At 29.8% G+C, this 19,008-nt stretch carries 21 protein-coding genes; 20 read left to right on the top strand and 1 reads right to left on the bottom strand.

Going from position 1 to position 19,008, the window contains the following annotated elements; translation table 11 throughout:
• From BUA73_RS09195 to galE, 15 genes are all read left to right on the top strand, one after another.
• Positions 1 to 309 carry a DUF1292 domain-containing protein gene (locus BUA73_RS09195; protein WP_242942362.1) on the top strand — a complete coding sequence of 103 codons (309 nt, stop codon included), beginning with the start codon at positions 1 to 3 and terminating at the stop codon, positions 307 to 309.
• Positions 310 to 580: 271 nt separating this feature from the next.
• On the top strand, positions 581 to 1,252 hold the full coding sequence (locus BUA73_RS09190; RefSeq protein WP_242942361.1) for a YveK family protein: 672 nt from the start codon (positions 581 to 583) through the stop codon (positions 1,250 to 1,252).
• A gap of 21 nt (positions 1,253 to 1,273) precedes the next feature.
• Positions 1,274 to 1,936 carry a CpsD/CapB family tyrosine-protein kinase gene (locus tag BUA73_RS09185; RefSeq protein WP_072903838.1) on the top strand — a complete coding sequence of 221 codons (663 nt, stop codon included), beginning with the start codon at positions 1,274 to 1,276 and terminating at the stop codon, positions 1,934 to 1,936.
• A gap of 20 nt (positions 1,937 to 1,956) precedes the next feature.
• Positions 1,957 to 2,727 carry a tyrosine-protein phosphatase gene (locus tag BUA73_RS09180; protein WP_072903837.1) on the top strand — a complete coding sequence of 257 codons (771 nt, stop codon included), beginning with the start codon at positions 1,957 to 1,959 and terminating at the stop codon, positions 2,725 to 2,727.
• A 56-nt stretch (positions 2,728 to 2,783) separates the two neighbouring features.
• A complete protein-coding gene (locus BUA73_RS09175; protein WP_072903836.1) occupies positions 2,784 to 3,419 on the top strand; it encodes a sugar transferase in 636 nt (211 codons plus the stop codon).
• Between the two features lie 495 nt (positions 3,420 to 3,914).
• Positions 3,915 to 4,700 carry an NAD-dependent epimerase/dehydratase family protein gene (locus tag BUA73_RS09170; protein ID WP_072903835.1) on the top strand — a complete coding sequence of 262 codons (786 nt, stop codon included), beginning with the start codon at positions 3,915 to 3,917 and terminating at the stop codon, positions 4,698 to 4,700.
• 65 nt (positions 4,701 to 4,765) lie between these two features.
• Positions 4,766 to 5,560, top strand: coding sequence for a glycosyltransferase family 2 protein (locus BUA73_RS09165; protein ID WP_072903834.1), 795 nt, complete (start codon positions 4,766 to 4,768; stop codon positions 5,558 to 5,560).
• A gap of 158 nt (positions 5,561 to 5,718) precedes the next feature.
• Positions 5,719 to 6,507 carry a glycosyltransferase gene (locus BUA73_RS09160; RefSeq protein WP_072903833.1) on the top strand — a complete coding sequence of 263 codons (789 nt, stop codon included), beginning with the start codon at positions 5,719 to 5,721 and terminating at the stop codon, positions 6,505 to 6,507.
• Positions 6,508 to 6,547: 40 nt separating this feature from the next.
• Positions 6,548 to 7,561: a glycosyltransferase family 4 protein gene (locus BUA73_RS09155; protein ID WP_072903832.1), complete on the top strand. Its 1,014-nt coding sequence runs from the start codon at positions 6,548 to 6,550 to the stop codon at positions 7,559 to 7,561.
• A 49-nt stretch (positions 7,562 to 7,610) separates the two neighbouring features.
• Complete coding sequence (locus BUA73_RS09150) at positions 7,611 to 8,804, top strand: O-antigen ligase family protein (protein ID WP_072903831.1); 1,194 nt, start codon at positions 7,611 to 7,613, stop codon at positions 8,802 to 8,804.
• Entirely contained in the window at positions 8,791 to 9,540 is a 750-nt protein-coding gene (locus tag BUA73_RS09145) for a GT-D fold domain-containing glycosyltransferase (RefSeq protein WP_072903830.1), read from the top strand. Before BUA73_RS09150 ends, BUA73_RS09145 begins: the two co-directional genes overlap by 14 nt.
• Positions 9,541 to 9,630: 90 nt before the next feature.
• On the top strand, positions 9,631 to 11,922 hold the full coding sequence (locus BUA73_RS09140) for a polysaccharide pyruvyl transferase family protein (RefSeq protein ID WP_072903829.1): 2,292 nt from the start codon (positions 9,631 to 9,633) through the stop codon (positions 11,920 to 11,922).
• A gap of 85 nt (positions 11,923 to 12,007) precedes the next feature.
• Positions 12,008 to 12,895 carry a glycosyltransferase family 2 protein gene (locus BUA73_RS09135; protein ID WP_072903828.1) on the top strand — a complete coding sequence of 296 codons (888 nt, stop codon included), beginning with the start codon at positions 12,008 to 12,010 and terminating at the stop codon, positions 12,893 to 12,895.
• A 90-nt stretch (positions 12,896 to 12,985) separates the two neighbouring features.
• Complete coding sequence (locus BUA73_RS09130) at positions 12,986 to 14,389, top strand: lipopolysaccharide biosynthesis protein (protein ID WP_072903827.1); 1,404 nt, start codon at positions 12,986 to 12,988, stop codon at positions 14,387 to 14,389.
• Positions 14,390 to 14,419: 30 nt separating this feature from the next.
• Positions 14,420 to 15,415 carry a UDP-glucose 4-epimerase GalE gene (galE, locus tag BUA73_RS09125; protein ID WP_072903896.1) on the top strand — a complete coding sequence of 332 codons (996 nt, stop codon included), beginning with the start codon at positions 14,420 to 14,422 and terminating at the stop codon, positions 15,413 to 15,415.
• A gap of 54 nt (positions 15,416 to 15,469) precedes the next feature.
• Here galE and BUA73_RS14605 read toward each other — a convergent pair whose 3' ends face one another.
• On the bottom strand, positions 15,470 to 15,808 hold the full coding sequence (locus tag BUA73_RS14605; protein ID WP_423230384.1) for a DUF5658 family protein: 339 nt from the start codon (positions 15,806 to 15,808) through the stop codon (positions 15,470 to 15,472).
• Between the two features lie 339 nt (positions 15,809 to 16,147).
• Between BUA73_RS14605 and BUA73_RS09115 the strand changes: the two genes are divergently transcribed.
• The 5 genes from BUA73_RS09115 to BUA73_RS09095 form a co-directional block, all read left to right on the top strand.
• Positions 16,148 to 16,927 (top strand): ImmA/IrrE family metallo-endopeptidase, encoded by a 780-nt coding sequence (locus tag BUA73_RS09115; RefSeq protein ID WP_072903825.1) that lies wholly within the window; start codon positions 16,148 to 16,150, stop codon positions 16,925 to 16,927.
• A gap of 15 nt (positions 16,928 to 16,942) precedes the next feature.
• The gene (locus tag BUA73_RS09110; protein ID WP_072903824.1) at positions 16,943 to 17,329 is read left to right on the top strand and encodes a helix-turn-helix domain-containing protein; all 387 of its coding nucleotides are present in this window, start codon (positions 16,943 to 16,945) and stop codon (positions 17,327 to 17,329) included.
• Between the two features lie 16 nt (positions 17,330 to 17,345).
• Positions 17,346 to 17,717, top strand: a complete 372-nt coding sequence (locus BUA73_RS09105; RefSeq protein WP_072903823.1) for a hypothetical protein — start codon at positions 17,346 to 17,348, stop codon at positions 17,715 to 17,717.
• A 16-nt stretch (positions 17,718 to 17,733) separates the two neighbouring features.
• Positions 17,734 to 18,450 (top strand): ImmA/IrrE family metallo-endopeptidase, encoded by a 717-nt coding sequence (locus BUA73_RS09100; protein WP_072903822.1) that lies wholly within the window; start codon positions 17,734 to 17,736, stop codon positions 18,448 to 18,450.
• A gap of 345 nt (positions 18,451 to 18,795) precedes the next feature.
• Positions 18,796 to 19,008 (top strand): UPF0236 family transposase-like protein (locus tag BUA73_RS09095; RefSeq protein WP_178139246.1); only part of this gene is annotated, 213 nt, incomplete at its 3' end.

The following is a 19,008-nucleotide window of genomic DNA, read 5'->3' as shown; positions in this document are numbered from 1 at the left end:
ATGCATATTTCTAGCTTTTTTACACAAGATAGTCTTACAAACAAGTCTATAGTAAAGGAGAATACAAATATGTCAAAACCATTTATGACCGTAGAAAACCAAAAAGGCGAAACAGTGGAACTAGAGTTAGTGGACAGAATAGAGATAGAGGACAAAGAATACATAATAGTATCCCAAATTGGCAGTGAAGACGCCATAGCCTACAGGGTCAACGAGTACAACGGAGAAACCAAATACAAATCCATCGGGGACGGTGCAGAGTTCCACAAGGTATTAGACGCATACAATGAAAAACACAAAAATGAGTAGAATAAAAAATGAATAGTATTTTTTCAAAAGCTAGAATCGTAAAATGACGAAATCTAGCTTTTTTTCTTTACATTTTGTAATAAAATAATGAAAAACTATGGTTTTAATGAAAAAAAGTAATGAAACTATAAATAAAATTAAATTTTACATTTGTAACAGTATTGAAATATCTGTGAAATGATGATATTCTTAATTTAAAGCATTTTAATAATGTAAATTTGATAAAGTTTCAAAACAAAACTAAAAAAGTTACAGTTTGGGAGGAAGGGCCTTGGAGGATTCAATAAACATAGTAGATATAATGCAAATAATAAAAAAAAGGTTGAAACTTGTAATAATAATGCCTTTATTCATGGCAATTATAGTGGGAGCCATAAGCGCGATACTTATAAAACCCACATACGAAGCTAGTACAAAGCTTTTTATAGGAAAAGATGATGCTAGCTCAGAAAAGTACAGTCAAAGTGATATAATGATGTATCAAACCCTTATGAAGACATATTCTGAGGCTATAAAGACAAAAGATCTTATGAAAAAAGCCGTAGAAAGTAAAGATTACAATATAGATGTGGATGGTGCTTTAGATAGTTTGACGGTAAACACCATGCCAAACACTCAGATACTCCAGATAAAATTTAAAAACACAGAGCCAACTATGGCAGCCAACATAATCGAAGCGGTGACAGATGAATTTATGAAGCTTTCAAAGGAATTGGTGCCAAACGGCAATACAAAGGTAATAGAAAAAGTCGAAGTTCCAACAAATCCAGTTAGTCCAAATATAAAACTAAATATGATAATAGCCTTTTTCCTTGGCATAATCATCAGTTTTGGAATAGCTTTTCTTATGGATTTTCTAGACAATACATATAAAACAAAAGAAAGTATAGAGAATGAGTTAAATATTCCCGTTGTAGGAAATATATCAATTCACAACCAATAAACAGGAAAGGCGTAGATAAAAATGTTTGTAGTGGACAATGAACCTAAATCAATAGCAGCAGAAAATTTCAGGACTTTGAGGACCAATATACAGTACTCATCCATAGATGACAAATACAAGGTAATAGCAGTGACAAGCTCAGAACCGGGGGAAGGAAAAAGCACCATATCTGGGAATTTAGCCATAGCTTTGTCGCAAAACGACAACAAGGTAGTGCTTTTAGATTGCGATTTAAGAAAACCAAGTTTACATAAAAAGTTTAGAATATCAAATTCAGAGGGTGTATCGGAATTGATTCTAGGCAAAGACAATTTAACTGCCGTTGGTTACAAGTACAACGACAATTTAGTTGTCATAACTTCAGGGAAGATTCCACCAAATCCATCTGAAATGTTAGGATCTAAATCCATGAATTCTTTAATCGAAATGCTAAAGAAAGCATTTGATTATGTTATACTGGACACTCCCCCCTTGCAGGCTGTAACGGATGCTCAAATACTATCTGCAAGAGCTGATGGTGTTATAATTGTGGTAGAAGCGGGGAAAACTAAGAAGAATTTAGTTCAGAATTCGGTGAACCTATTGAAGAAAGTAAATGCAAATATCATTGGAATTGTTCTAAATAAACTGGACAACGCCAATGAAAAGTATTACAAATACTACGGAAAAACTGAAAAAAAATAGATTCTATGGGAGTGGATTGTATGATAGATTTTCATTCACACATTGTCTATGGTGTAGACGACGGAGCAGATGATGAAAACATAGCCATAGAAATGATTAAAATAGCTAGCTGCAGTGGCACTAAAAAAATCGTTGCCACACCGCATTTTAAAATGGGTAAGTTTTATGTTTCAAGAGAGACTATAAACAAAAAAGTAAAATACTTAAAAGATGAAAGCAAAAATAGGGGAATAAACATAGAAATATATGCTGGACAAGAAGTATACTACAGTGAAGATTTGCTTGAATATTATCGTCAAGGGGAAATAGATACAATAGAAAACACAAGATATATGTTAATTGAACTTCCTATGGGAGAATTTTCCACGGAAGATGTGATAAATAATATTTACGAACTTCAGATAAAAGGTATTGTACCAATCCTTGCCCACCCAGAGCGATATAAAACTTTTATAAACTCTCCTACGCTGATCAATAGATTTATTGAGGAGGGTTTTTTGTTCCAACTAAATGTAGGAAGTGCCGTGGGGGACTTTGGCGGAAAAGTAAAGAAAACTGCAGAAACCTTCATAAAAAACGGAATTTACTCTGTATTTGGATCTGATGCACACCATGTGGACTACAGGAATACAGATATGACTAGAGGCGTTGAAGTTATAGAAAAAATTAATCCTAAGTATTTGCCAAAGCTAAGAAGAAATGGAGAAAAAATTTTAAGGGACGAGCTAGTTGGTTTTTCGGGAAATCTCATAAAAAAAAGAAATAAGTTTTTATCACTGCTCTTTCCATAATGTTTTAATTTATTTAAAGAATTTATTGCGCAATCTAAATTAATAGGGGTGATGCTATGTATAGTGTAGTAAAAAGGTTTTTTGATTTTATTTTAGCTCTCATAGGTATTGTAGTACTAGCACCTGTTTTTATCATAATTATGATATGTATAAAACTGGACTCTAAAGGAAGTATTTTTTTTACTCAAAAAAGGGTGGGGAGAAATAAGACATATTTCAACATATACAAATTTAGAACTATGAAAACTGATGCACCTAAAAATACACCTACCCATTTACTAAAGAATCCTGACCAGTACATCACAAGGGTGGGAAAATTCTTAAGAAAGACAAGCCTAGATGAACTTCCACAAATATTCAACATCCTGGCAGGCTCAATGGCCGTAATTGGACCTAGACCAGCCCTTTGGAATCAATACGATCTAATAGCTGAAAGGGACTTATACAATGCCAACGACATACGACCAGGTCTAACAGGGTGGGCCCAGATAAATGGAAGAGACACAGTTACCATAGAAGACAAAGCATCCTATGACGGATACTACTACAGAAACATGGGTATTGTATTGGATTTAAGGTGTTTTATAGGAACCATTGTATGTGTTCTTAGCAGAACAGGGGTTGTAGAAGGAATGATAGAAGAGAAGGGTCCAAGCAAGCAATTATCAGGAAAAATAAAAGAGAACGTTTAGAGGTAAGCAAGGCCAAGACAAGATATATTTTCTTGTTGAGGCTTATTTATTGAAGTGTAAGGCTAAGGTACATATAGATTATATAATATAGACATATTTATAGATGTGGTTTTATTTATGTATATGTCTTAATAAAATGTGGTTCTTGTGATTGTATGGAAATGACGAAGTGAGAATGGTAAAAGGATAAGACAAGCTATCGTGGCTTGTTCGGTCTTGATTTTAAAGGGTTTGAGGGGTGTTGAAAATACAAAAATGGACAAGTTTGGATACCTGGAAAATCTGCGAAGTGAGAATGGGGAAGGGATTAGAAGGCTTGAAACCCAGTGATAGCAAGGTGTTTATAGGTTGAATATGTATCTGAAATGTTTTAAGAAGAGTGTAGGGTATTACCATTCATGCATTGGTAGGATTGGAAGCCTTGATAATTAAGGGTTTTGAGAGTTTGTTGATAATTTGTGATGAGAATGGATGAGAAGAAGGTAGGTGAGCTAGATGAAGAAGATACTTATAACTGGTGCTAATAGTTATATCGGGACAAGCCTAGAAAATTACTTGAAGCAATGGAAAGATGAGTACATAGTTGAGACTGTTGATATGATAGATGAGGCTTGGAAAGAGAAGAGTTTCTCAGAGTATGATGTGGTATTTCATGTGGCGGGGATTGCTCATATAAAAGAGACTAAAGAAAATGCAACACTCTACTATAAAGTTAATAGAGATTTAGTATATGAAGTTGCTAAGAAAGCTAAAGCAGAAGAAGTTAAGCAATTTATTTTTTTAAGTTCTATGAGTGTTTATGGCATGGAGACTGGTGTTATAAGTAAAGATACTGTTCCTGCACCAAAGAGTAATTATGGGAAGTCAAAACTTCAAGCAGAAGAGTTAATAGCACCATTACAAGATGATAGTTTTAATATTTCAGTTTTAAGACCACCTATGATATATGGTAAAGGCTGTAAAGGTAATTATGTTAGGTTAGAAAAGTTTGCATTGAAATCGCCTATTTTCCCAAAGATTGAAAATAAGCGAAGTATGATTGAGATAGATAAGTTATGTGAGTTTGTAAAGCTAATTATTGATGATGAGAGCAATGGCTTATTTTTACCACAGAATGAGGAATATGTTTGCACTTCTGATATGGTTAAGGCTATTGCAGAGGCACATGGTAAGAAAATATATATGACTAAGTTATTTAATCCGTTATTAAGGGTACTGAAGGTTAGTATGGTTAATAAGGTATTTGGGGACTTGGTATATGAGAAAGAAATATCAGAATAAAAAATAGGCTATAACGTCATTAATTTAAAGTTAGCTGTTATTGCAAGTGAAAGTGAGGGGTATTAATGAGTTCAGAAGAAAATAAAAATGTATCAGGAGATTTAGTTTCAATAATAATGCCAGCGTATAACTGTGAAAAATATATAGAAGATGCAATTAATTCTGTTATAGCACAGACATACAACTCCTGGGAGCTTATAGTAATAGATGATGGTTCTAAAGATAATACAGTAAAGATAATTGAAGAGTTATCCAATAAAGATTATCGTATTAGATTTTATAAAAATGATAAAAATTTAGGCGTATCTGAAACAAGGAATAGAGGAATATCACTTGCTAAGGGTGAATGGATTGCATTTTTGGATAGTGATGATATGTGGAAAGATTCAAAGTTGGAGAAACAAATCAGACTTTCAAATAAAGAAGGTGCAGAATTTGTTTTTACTGGATCTTCTTTTATAAATGAAGGTGGAGTCAATTATAAAGGAATATTAAAAGTCCCTGAAAAGGTCGATTACAAAAAGTTGAGAACACATAATGTTATATCATGTTCATCAGTTCTCATAAAAAAGAAATTTTTCAAAGACATCCGAATGGAAAAAGATGATATGCATGAAGATTATGCAGTATGGTTAAGGATATTAAGAACTGGAGTATGTGCTTATGGTATTAATGAGTCGCTTTTAGTATATAGAATTTCACCCAACTCAAAATCTGGAAAAAAAATCAAGACCATAAAAATGACATATAAGGTATTTAGATTTATTGGTATGAACCCACTTGGTTCTGCTTATTTTATGTGTAGACATGTTATGGGGTCAATTAGGAAATATGCAAATATTGATATTTTGAAGAGATAATTATTGAATACTGAAGGGAAATTAATGTAAAACGTAATTACTATAAAATGAAAACTAGATTCTTAAGTATATTAATTTACAGTATTTGGTATATAAGTAAAACTTATATCTCGTAGATGTGTGTCAAGTATTTTACAACAAGAAAAGGGGAGGCTATTATGAGATTGCAAGTATTAGTATCAACTATGAATCAAACTAATTATAGTTTGGTAAAAAAGATGAATATACAATCAGATGCTGTTATTGTTAATCAATGTGATAAGAATGGCATTGAGGAATTTAAAAATGATAAATGGCCAGTAAGATGGATAAATTCCACAGAACGTGGATTAAGCCGTAGTAGAAATGCTGCAATAAGAAATTCGGTAGATGATGTTTGTCTTATATCAGATGATGATATAGAGTATATTGACAGCTATGAAAAATTAATACTTGATCAATTTAAGCAGTATCCAGATGCTGACATTATAGTGTTCCAAGTAGAAGGTATAGAAGGGACTTTTAAGAAATACCATTGTAAGGTTCGTGAATTAAACTATTTAACATCAATGAAAGTAGCATCTGTGGAGATTACTTTTCGTTTAGATAATATAAATAAATATGGAATTAGATTTAATGAGCTGTTCGGAGCAGGAGCAAAGTATTGTATGGGAGAAGAAAATATTTTTCTTTTTGATTGTTTGAAGCAAGGGTTAAAGATTGTATACGTCCCGATAAAAATTGGAAATCTCCATTTAGGAGAATCAACATGGTTTAGAGGGTATAACAAAGAATATTTTATAAGTAAAGGTGCAGCATTTACTGGAATGTCAAAGTTATTCTCTTTTTTATTTATTATTCAATTTGCAATAAGAAAATATAAGTTATTCAGAGGAAAAGTAAGGATACTTCAAGCAGTCAAGTATATGTTGGAAGGAAGAAGAGAATATTTAGAAAAAACATATTGATAAATAGACTTGAGTAATATTAGAAATGAGGCATAGTTAGATGAAGATATTTTTTGTTGGAGATTATTCAAATAATACAGGACCATCTATAGCGAACAAAATTATACGTAGAGGTCTTGAAAACAATAAAAACATGTTATATTCTGATGCGAAAAACAAGATAATGAGAGTTTTGGAATTGATTATAAAGACAATGAGGGCTGATTATGTTTGCCTTTGTAGTTTCTCTAAATCAAATATTATATGCATAAAGATAGCAAAGTTATTTAATAAAAAAGTGCTTTATTTGATGCATGGTTACAGTACCTACGAAAGTAAAATTAATAATAAAGCCATTACTAAAGAAAAATTGAAAAGTATCAATGATTTTGAAAAATATATATTCAAAAATGTGGATAGGGTATTTTGTGTTTCAATGAAATTTATGGAGTATATGAAAAAAGAAGAACCAGAATATGCAGATAAGTTCGACTATAATTTTAATGGAATAGATATAGAAAAAATTAAGAGCATTGTGTTGACACATAATAGTAACAAAAAGAATAACCAAATCGTATCAATAGGTGGAGGAGTACGTCAAAAAAATAATTTGATGATTTGTGAAGCGATTGATAAACTGAATAAAGAAAAAAAAATGAACTTAAAATATATAGTTATAGGACAAGCTGGTACCGATAAGGAACAGATTTGTAGTTATGACTTTGTAACTTACTATGATAAATTAACACATGAAAAAGTATTATATATTTTATCGGAAAGTTATTTGTATATACAAAATAGTGAGTTTGAAACTTTTGGGTTAGCTATTATAGAGGCCTTGATTTGTAACTGCAATTTACTTATTTCAAATAATATTGGATCAATGGACATAATAGAAACAATTGAAAATGGTGATATTATTTTTAATAATAAAAATAATGATGAAATTGCTGAAAAGATAGAGAAACTATTAATTAGAGCAAACCAAAGTAGATTAAAGAAAGGGTTAAATATTCAACAGATACATTTCAAAGCGTCAGCTATGTCATTAGTTGATAAGATTTATAATAGTTAAAATTCAATAAGTTGAAAATTATAATATCATATAAATAAGGAGAATGTTGATGTTAGATAGTAAACATATAGTAGCTGATAGAAAAGTGGAAAAAGGACAAAAGCTAGCTAAAATCCTACTGATTATAGGATTAATAATTAATTTTATAGCATTTATGGATGTTAGATTTTTGACTATGTATAGAAAAATAGCCTCTTTTAACATCTTTTTTTTGGTGTTCATATTAATATTAAGTGGAAAGATTAAGAAAAAAGTATCTACAAATTTATTCTCAATATTAATTCTTACAATATATGGAACGTGTACTGTGTTGATTAATTCTGGAGGTTTAGGAAGTATTATTAATTATATTTATGGATTTGTTATTATTATTGTATTTTCCCAATTTTGTTTTACAAAAAAAGACTTTAAGATACTTACGTTATTCCTCTTTTTACTAAATTTTTATTGGGTTACAAAATCTAAAGGCTATTACAATAAAGTTATTTATGAAGGAATTCATAATATTAACCCTAATGTAGTTGGTTATCTTATTTTATATACAAGTATGTTAATTTGCATTTTTATTGGCCAATTAAAGTATAAATTTAAAAAAATTATCATTTTATTTGTATTAGCAACTAGTGTTTATGGTATTGCATTGTTAGAGGTAAGAGGAAGTCTAATACCTCTTATAGTATTCATACTTTTAAATTATGTTATACCTAAAGATTTTTACAGGAAAAAACAAAAACGTATAGTATATGCTAATTTCATAATAATTATGGTAGGAGTATTATTTCCTATTGTATACCTAATGATGTATAAATATGGTATTAATATAGAGATATCATTTATAAATAAAAATTTATATACGGGCAGAGAAGTAATCTGGAATAGCTTTTTTTTAACTATGGAAGATACAATAAAATGGTTATTTGGGTTGGGGTCAAGAGCTGAATTGCTTGGTATAGGAGAAAAACTAGATTTACATAACAATTACTTGGCTATAATAGCGAATTTTGGCGTCATTGGATTTGTGGGGTATTTTGGATTTATATTAAAAAAAATTCATTTTATATGTACGTTCAAAAGCTTGTCTGATTTAAAAATCAGCTTATTAATAGGTTTTATGTGTGTATTGATTAATGGTTATTTTGAGGCAACAATATATTTTGCACCTATTTTCTTTTTATTATTTATTTTTTTAGGAATAGCCAATGCTGAAACAGAAAAGGAGTTATTTAATAATGAACAGATTTAAAATTTGGATAAAAGTAATGTTTAATTTTATAATGTCCTTAAATTGTTGTAATAAAGCTAAAATTTTAAGTGCAGAAGAAACTATATCATTGATTGTAAAGGATAAAAAATCAATAATTAGACTAGGGGATGGAGAATTTAATATTCTTCAAGGAAAAGATGTTCATTATCAGAAATATTCAGCTGAGTTGAAGACTCACTTTGAAAATATATTAGAAAATTATTTAAATAATCCAAAACAAGCTAGTTATATAATCTGTATGCCGGGAGAATTTTTTATTTGTAATGGATTTAAATTAATAAAAAAGCGTGTTTATGTTGCATCATGGTCTTTTTCTAGATATATTTTTAAAAAAAAATACGATAAGGATATAACTTACGGAGATGCTTTTTTATTTGCAAATGGAAATGAGAAAATATACAGTAAGATATGGACTAATACTGGAGTGAAAAATATAATTTTTGTTCATAACCAAGAAATATATGCAAAAGAGTTTGAAGATAAATATAAAATTTCAACAGAAAGTGTTGTAATACCACCTAGAGATGCTTTTGAAAATAGTGAACATATACTAAAAAAAATAATAAAGATAGCTTCAGAAAGAAATGATTTATTAGTTTTAATTTCAGCAGGACCGTGTGCAAAATATTTAGTTTACAAGTTAGCATTGAATGGTATTTGGGCAATAGATACAGGTCATTGTTGGGACAGTCCATTGAGATTGAGGAGTAAGTAAACCATTGAAAATAATAATTAATAATATTGATAGTTTAGATAGTCTTATTGAATTTTAAGATTAACACATTTGATTAAGAGGAGAGACAATATGAAAAAAGTAGCACTTATGACGTGGTTTCAGCATGATAATTATGGTACAGTTCTTCAATCTGTAGCTACGACACGAGTTATAAAAAATATGGGACATTGTTTAGAGGGGATTGATTATATTTCAGAAGGGTATGACAGGACAACAAAATTAGAAAAATTATTAACCCCATCAATAGTAAAAGAAAAGATGAAAAGAAGTTTTAAATATAAAAAATATCATAAGGAAGTATATACAGAGGATAGAGCTCAAGCATTTAAAAGGTTTAAAGAAAAACATTTAAGTATGAGAAAAGCTCAAACATCATCGGAATTATATAGATTAAATAAAGAATATGATGCATTTATATGTGGAAGTGATCAAATTTGGTCACCAAGAGAATTTAATTCAAAGTATTATTTAGATTTTGTTGAAGTTGAAAATAAGATGATTGCTTATGCACCAAGTTTTGGAAGAAGTGTTATAAAAAAAGAATTTGCTAAAAAAAGAATAGCGGAAAATTTGAAGAGATTTAAACATTTATCTATTAGAGAAAAGCAGGGAGCAGATTTAATAAAAGAATTAACTGATTTAGAAGCAATAGTGGTGTTAGATCCCACTTTATTACTTACTGCTGAAGAGTGGGATGATTATTTAATAAGTGTTGATATACCTTCAGAATATATTTTGTGTTATTTTCTAGGTGATAACGAGGAGTATTGGAAGCACGTAAAAAAACTATCTGAACAATATGGCCTAAAAGTGATAATAATACCAATATTTAAAAAAGATTTTTATCGAGGTTATATAACTTTAGATGGTATTGGACCGGGAGAATTTTTATATTTAGTAAAAAAGGCTTCATTTGTATGTACAGATTCATTTCATGGAACTATTTTTTCAGTATTATATAAACGCCCGTTTCTTACGTATAAGCGATTTTCTGACAAAAATGCAGAATCCCAAAATTCGCGTATATATAATTTGTTGAGCTTAATTAATTTAGAATGTAGACTTGTATCAAATAATAAATTTAACATTGATAGTGTTTTTAAATATGATTTTGAAAAAACATTTAAATTAATTTCAATAGAAAAACAGAAATCTATGAAATATCTTGAAGATTCGTTAAATGATGCGTTTAAATATACTTTTAATAAAAATAATTACAAGATTACAAATACATGTAGTGGATGCACGGTATGTGTAAATGTTTGTAAACATAATGCAATATCAATAGAAATTAATAATCAGGGATTTTATGAAGCTATAATAGATAAGGAAAAATGTACAGGTTGTGGTCTTTGCAAGAAGGTATGTCCTTATAATGGAGAAAGGGCTAAATATATAAATCAAGAAGAGAATTCATTATATATGTTAAGAGCTACATCAAAGAATACATTAGCTACATCAACCTCAGGTGGGGCTGCATATGAAATATCAAAATTATTAAGTAATCAAGGATATGATATTGTTGGTTGTAATTATGATAAAGAGTCATCTAGAGCAATGCATAAAAAAGTTAAAGCTGGAGATATAAGTTCATTGTCAATGTTTCAAGGGTCAAAGTATATTCAAAGCAATACAAAAGAAGCATTTAAAGATGTATTATCATCAAAGAATGCTGTTGTGTTTGGAACTCCTTGTCAGATAGCTGGTTTAGATAATTTATTAAAGATAAAAGGTCGTCGTGAAGAGTTTGTTTTAGTAGATTTAATATGTCATGGGGTTCCATCAAATTATCTTTGGTACAAATATTTAAATGAAGGTTCTAAAAAGTATGGTTATGGTAGGAAACCAGAAGTACAATTTCGATTCAAAAAGAAAGGGTGGAAAAAAATACACATATATGTATCAGGAAATAATAATACATATATTAGAAGAAATACAAAAGATATGTTTTACAAGTACTTTGAATTACAGGACTGCTATATGACTTCGTGCTATGAATGTAACTATAGAATCACAAGTAAAGCGGATATACGTATAGGTGATTATTGGGGTGAAAAGTATGATAAATACAAAATTACAGGGGCTTCTATGGTTATTTCAATGACATCATCAGGAAAATCTATTTTAGAAAAACTTCAAGAAAAAAATATGGTTGAATTAATAAAAGAAGATATACTTGATTACTGGAACGTTCAATTTCCAGTAAATCCAATAAAGCCTTTGTATTACGATGAGTTGATTTCAGAGCTTAAGAGTAGTGATTTAGATTTAAAGTCAATATTAAATAAGTATTCAAAAATTGAATATTTAAATAAAGTTTTATCAACTAATTATGCAAAAATCAAACGTATTGTAAAATAATTAATAAAATAGATGTTGCTATGTTATAGACTATTGTGCATAGTAGTAATTTGAATTTTATAAAAAAGAAAGCGAGGAGGATAAAATGGATAAAAAGATATCGGTTTTTACACCTACATATAATAGAGCATATATACTTCCTCAATGTTACAGTGCTTTGTGCAAACAAACATGTAAAGATTTTATTTGGTTAATTGTTGATGATGGATCTACAGATGATACCAAAAATTTAATTGATGAATGGATAAATGAAGATAAAATATCAATAAGATATATTTATCAAAAAAATGCAGGTAAGCAAAGAGCAGTGAATAAAGGGATTTTAAATTGTACAACTCCATATTTTGCTTTTTTAGATTCGGATGATTATTATGAAAATTTTACTGTAGAAAAGTTTTTATCAGTGCTAGAAAAAATAAAAGACAATCCAAAGGTTGCTGGTGTACTTGCAAGAAGAGGAACACCAGATAGAAAGATTATGGGTAATCCTAATTTGCCACAAAAACAGTTTATTGAAAATGTTGATACACTTATAAAAAAATATAATTTTAGCGGAGATACTTGTAGGGCATATAAAGCAGACATTTTGAAGCAACACTTATATCCTGAAATTGAAGATAAATTTATTCTGGAGAGTGTTATGCTTTCTAGTATAGATGAAAAATATGATTTATATATAATCAATGAAGTTTTTTCAATATGTGAGTATTTAACAGATGGATATACTACTAATAGTCAAAGATTATATAAAAACAATCCATATGGTTATGCATTAGGTATAAATCAACTTACAATAGCAAAAAGAGGATTAATAAGAAATTTAAAAGCGATTATTGTTTATACTACTTGGTGTTGGAAATATAAGATTAATAAATCTTTTAAGAATTGTAAGAATAAAAAATTATATGTTTGTGCTTTACCATTGTCTATTTGTTGTTATACTTTAAAAATGCCAAGATGGATTTATAATTGAAATTAATGCATAAAGGGGCATAATATATGATAAAAATGATATTTAACTTATTTAGAGGTAAAAGTTTAATTTGTGAAAAAGGTAATTATTATGAGTAAAATTGAAAGATTTATTAAGACAGCTGGCATATATTTTTTGGGAAATGCATTTACCAAAATTATATCATTCTTACTTTTACCACTATACACTAATAGAATAGCGCCAACAGATTTTGGTACATTTGGGTTAATGCAATCATTATCTAATTTAATAATACCATTAGTTTTTTTTCAAATATGGGATAGTGTATTTAGATTTGCTTTTGATTATGAAGATGATGAAGATAAATATAAAGTAATAAGTAATGGTTTTGTTGTTATGCTATCAGGGTTATTTATTTATTTTATAGGATTTATTATAGTTAGTTGTATATATGATTTTGACTATAAAATTTTAATATTTTTTTATGCTTTAGGAATAGGGATTCAGTATTTTTATAGTGTAATAGCAAGAGCATTTCAAAAGAATTCTTTGTTTGTAATGTCAGGATGTATAAATAGTGCTTTGATGATTATTTTAAATGTAGTTTTAATAGTTATATTCAAGCAAGGAGTTGAATCACTGTATACATCTTCGATAATTGGTGTTTTAGTACAAATTATTATTATTGAAATAGCAATGAAACCAATAAAAAAAATAAGGTTGAAATATATAAAGAGACAAAACATAATAGAATTAATAAAGTTTTCTGCACCAGTATCACTTACTACAGTTTCTCAATGGTTATTAAATGGCTTAACACAATTAGTTATAAGCATTTATGTAGGTACTTATGAAAATGGCTTATTTACTGTAGCAAATAAATTTTCTTCTATGTTAATATTACTTGTAGGAGTTTTTCAATTTGCTTGGAATGAGATGGCGTATATTTTATCTAGTAGTAAAGATAAAAAAGAATATTATGAGAGAAGTATAACTGAAATATTAAAAGTTACTATATTGGGAAGTGGTATATTTTTATTATTTATAAAAATTGTATTTCCTTTCTTTATAGACAAACAATATCATGAAGCTATACAAATAGTACCTATTGTTTTGGTAGGTACTTCGGTGAATTCATATACAGGATTTTTAGGAACTATTTTTTTAGCTAATAAGCATAGTAATAAACTTTTTATTAGTACTATAATTGCTTCAATAACTAATGTGATTTGTTTAATGGTGCTTACACCAATGTTTGGACTAAAGGGGGCTACTATGTCATTATGCATCGCTTTTATTGTTGGTGCTATATCAAGAATTATAATGTTAAATAATAGTGAACATATAAAAACTGATGCAAAAACATATAATCTTTTATTTTTATTGATATTTGCAGTCATAGCATTCTATACAATAGAAAATATTTATCTATTAATAGGAATATTGATAATCTTTAGTATTGTATCATACATTGTTTTAAGACCATTAGTTTTGATGGTGTTTCAAATAGGAAAAAAGAAGTTAAAACTATAAAAGGGGATATCAAAAATGAACATATCAAAAATGAACATATTAGTAACTGGCGGTGCAGGCTATATAGGCTCACATACTTGTGTGGAATTATTAAATAATAATCACACAGTCATTGTTGCTGATAATCTTTGCAACAGTAATATAAATACCATAGATAAAATAAAGCAAATAACAAATAAAGAAGTAACTTTTTATAAGATAGATGTAACTGATGAAGCAGCTATAGAAACCATCTTCGCTAATCACAAAATAGATGGTGTAATTCATTTTGCAGGACTTAAAGCAGTAGGAGAATCTGTAGAAAAGCCATTAGCTTATTATTATAATAATCTAGTAAGTACTATGGTTCTTTCTAAGATGTGCAAGAAGTACAATGTTAATAAATTTGTATTTAGTTCCTCTGCAACAGTATATGGTGATAACCAAGTACCATTTGTAGAAACTATGGATCTTTTACCGACTACCAATCCTTATGGTGAAACAAAAGCTATGAGTGAGAGAATTCTTACCGATATAGCTAAAGCAAATCCAGGTTTCTCAGTAGCACTACTTAGATATTTTAATCCAGTAGGAGCGCATGAAAGTGGATTAATTGGTGAAGCTCCTAATGGTATACCGAATAATCTAATGCCTTATATTACAAAAGTAGCAAAAGGAGAACTAGAAAAGTTAAGGGTTTTCGGAAATGATTATCCAACTGTAGATGGTACAGGTGTTAGAGATTATATTCATGTAGTGGATTTAGCTGAAGGTCATGTGGCAGCCCTAAACAAGCTTCAACCAGGTGTACATATTTACAATCTAGGTACAGGCCAGGGAACCTCAGTTTTAGAGCTAGTAAAAGCCTTTGAAGAGGTAAGTGCTACCCAAGTACCTTATGAAATAGTAGATAGAAGACCAGGAGATATAGCTTCCTGCTATGCTGACGTTTCTAAGGCTGAAAGGGAACTAGGCTGGACAGCTAAAAGAGGTATATTAGAAATGTGTAGGGATGCATGGAGATTTGAGAAGAATTATAAAGAATAAGAACAAGGTCATCACTTTTGCAAGCTTATAAAGCTGTGAGGTGATGGCCCTTTTTTATAATATTAAAATATAACTTAGGAAGGCTAAATGCAATATATTAACTAGCACATAGGGGATAAGAGCAAGGGTAATTAGCCTATTAGAAAAAGTGAATTGTTCTTGGGGATTATGGTTAATTACTATGTACACAAAGAATAAAAGTAATCCAGGAATTATGATTTTAATTAAAAATGCAGTTATGGGAGTTTTGAAAAAAGAAGCCATTAAAGGGTTACCTTCAACAAAGTATTTAGAGTTAATTAGAATTATGGTAAATATAACATCTGAAATGTTTAATGTGTAGAGTAGTAATAGTTTTTTATTTATTGTAAAGTTTTTAAAAATACAATTCATATTTTAATCACCTCATATAGGAGTATGGCCTAATAAGGTGAAAAATAGTCAAGCTAAGTTCAGAAAGAATAATTATTATTTAGGCTAAGTATTTTTAGTAGTATGAATATATAAGAAAAAATAGTTCTAGAAGCAGTAATTAAATCTTAAAAAGAAAAGGTCATTACCTTTGCAAGCTTATAAAGCTTAGAGGTGATGACCTTTTTGTTATTTTATGGGAGTGTTTTGGGGTTTATCAGAAAATTATAAAAAGTTAGTGGATGCTATTGACAAGGAATATTACCCCATAGTATAATGTTCTCATGGTAGCATACATGCATTAGTGAAAGGGATGGTAATGTGGTTCATTTAGATTTTAAAACTAAGAAAAATGGAATGCCCGTTCTTTCAAAAAAAGATATTGAGGAATTAGCAGAAATAATCATAAGTGATTATAAGCCTGATATGATAGATAAAGCTAAAGCATTAGACGCAGAACATTTTTTAGAGTTCTATGCTGATTTACAAATGGATTATCAGGATTTAACTCATAATCAATCCATATTGGGAATGATGGTATTTAATGATGGACATGTCCCGGTATATGATGCCAATAATAATAAAGCTAAAATGATACCTGTAGATGAAGGTACAGTTCTTAGTGATAATAGTTTACTAAATGAAGAGCAGTTACCAAGAGAACGATTTACATTGGCTCATGAAGTAGGGCATTGGTTATTGCATAGACAAATGTATATTATAGATAAAAATCAGATCAGTTTATTTGATAATATGCCTGATGAAAGAACTACAGCAATTAAATGCCGTAAGTGTGATATTGAATCAACAGGAAGAAAAAACTTATTAACAGATGATGATTGGATGGAATGGCAAGCTGACTATTTGGCATCCGCATTACTTATGCCAAAAAAATCTTTTATTAACGAAATTATACTACATGCAAAAGAAGCAGGAATGTACCAGTATGTATATGACTTGGGAATAGACCCTAAATATAGTGCATGGGTAGATAATGTTATAACAAAGGTTGCAGGTACTTTTGAAGTCTCTTTAACAGCTGCAATTATAAGAATTAATAATTTAGGATTTGGAGTTAGTAAGCAATATTCCATTTTATAAAAGGAGGTAAAAGAAATGAGCCCAAATAAATTTGGTGAATTTATAGTTGAGAAAAGAAAGCAGCAGGATATAAGCTTAAGGAAAATGGCAGATTTACTTGACCTTTCTCCAGCTTATTGGAGTGATATCGAAAAGGGTAGAAGAAATCCACCAAATATTAATAAGCTAGAAGAAATAGCAAAGTTACTTGGCTTATCACATGAAGAAATGGATTTAATGATAGACATGGCATCGGAAGATAGAGATGAAATTCCTATGGACCTGCCTGAATACATAAAAGAAAGTAATCTTGCAAGGACAGCACTTAGAAAGGCACGAAAGATGGATGCAATAGAAGGGAATAGTGACGTAACGAATAAAGCTTGGCTTGAGTTTATAAGAGCTTTAGATGAAGAAAAATAGTGGGGGGGTAATTAACATGGGTGATACCTTTAAAAATTTGATTGAACAACATTTTCATGCAGAGATGTATGAAGCTTTAAGTGATGAAGTAGAGGCAAATTATGCTGAGTATGATTTAACCAGAAGAGCTAATATAGTGCAAGAGGTTTTAGAAGCGAATGTTAATGGAATAGAACTATTAAAGGTTAGTGATATAGAGCAAGATGATGATGAAGTAAGTTTTAAAGTACTTGTTAACAGCTGTATAGAAATAGGGGATTATGCTTACGGCGAAGAAATATCAGAAGAGGTTGCTCAGTGGTTTGAACTTAGTTGTAGTGCTATATTAGAGGATGCAGAGTTAACTGATTTTAGTGTAGATGATATAAAAATCTGCAATAAAAAATAAGAGGGGTTGAGTGTTGATGAATCTAAGTAATGAGCTTGTGCCAATCATATATAAAAAAGATATGGATAAGGAAGCTACTAAATTTCTTATGAGGTATTGTCCAGAGGCTTTAGAGACACCCATTCCTGTTCCAGTAGAAGATATAGCAGAGCTAAAAATGAATCTTGAAATAGATTATGTAAATATTGATAGAGGCTTAGACACATTAGGTATGATGCTATTCTCTGATGGACAAGTAGAGCTTTATGATAAAGAAACAGATAATTACATTAGAAGAGACTATAAAAAGGGAACCTTACTAATAGAAAGTGACATTTTTGATACTGGTAATAGGGGAAGAGAACGATTTACTATAACTCATGAAATGGTCCACTGGGACAAACATCAGCTAAGGTTTATGACTCTTTCGTACAAAGATAAAGCAACAGCTAAAGCATGCCGATGTCCCCAAGAAAAAGTGTACAATCCTAAAACACCAGAGGAGTGGATGGAGTGGCAAGCTGACAATCTTGCTGCAGCTATTCTTATGCCAGCAGAAATGTTCAAGCAAAAAGCAGAAGAGTTAAAAGATCAATACCAAGTAGGCCATAGAATAAATGATTTTATGTGGCAAGGATATAGTTCAGAGATAATAAAAGGTATTATTATAGGTGAGCTAGCTAACACTTTTCAAGTATCTAAGCAAGCTGCAGATATAAGAGTAAACACTTTAGGAATTCATATATTAGAATAACAGCAGGGGCAATAGCTCGTGTTGTTATTCTAAACCTATGTGTTCGCAACTATGCGTGTGTGACGGGATAAATTTTTTATCATTATGTACGCATATATGCATGTAAGACGAAGAAATAATTCTTAGGATGAGGAAGTGGGGAGATATCTATGGTATTAAAAGAAGTTAGAGACGAAGGAAAACATAAAAAACTATTGTTTAAAGTTAGAGTATAATTTTAGTAGGCAAAGGCAGTAGTAATTACTACTTATAAAAAAATAAAGGAGATACAAAAAGTATCTCCCATATACATAATATTTCCGTTATAATGTAAGTTATCGAGACAATACAAGAAAGGATGATATTATGTACAATACAAGTTTAAACGATAAAGAGGTAACTTTCAATGATTTAGAGAAAAAAATATATAAATATGTATGTGAAGAAGCATGTGAGTTAATGAAAGGGGTGCTGACGCGTCTAGACCGTAGGTTGATGGATGAAAGAGATACTAAGACTTACAGAAGTAAAGGATTGAGGCATACATGTATAAAGACCATTATGGGAGATATAGAGTTT

This window comes from Hathewaya proteolytica DSM 3090 (assembly GCF_900142225.1).
GTDB classification, from domain to species: Bacteria; Bacillota; Clostridia; order Clostridiales; family Clostridiaceae; genus Hathewaya; species Hathewaya proteolytica.
This window is presented reverse-complemented; position numbering and strand designations above follow the sequence as displayed.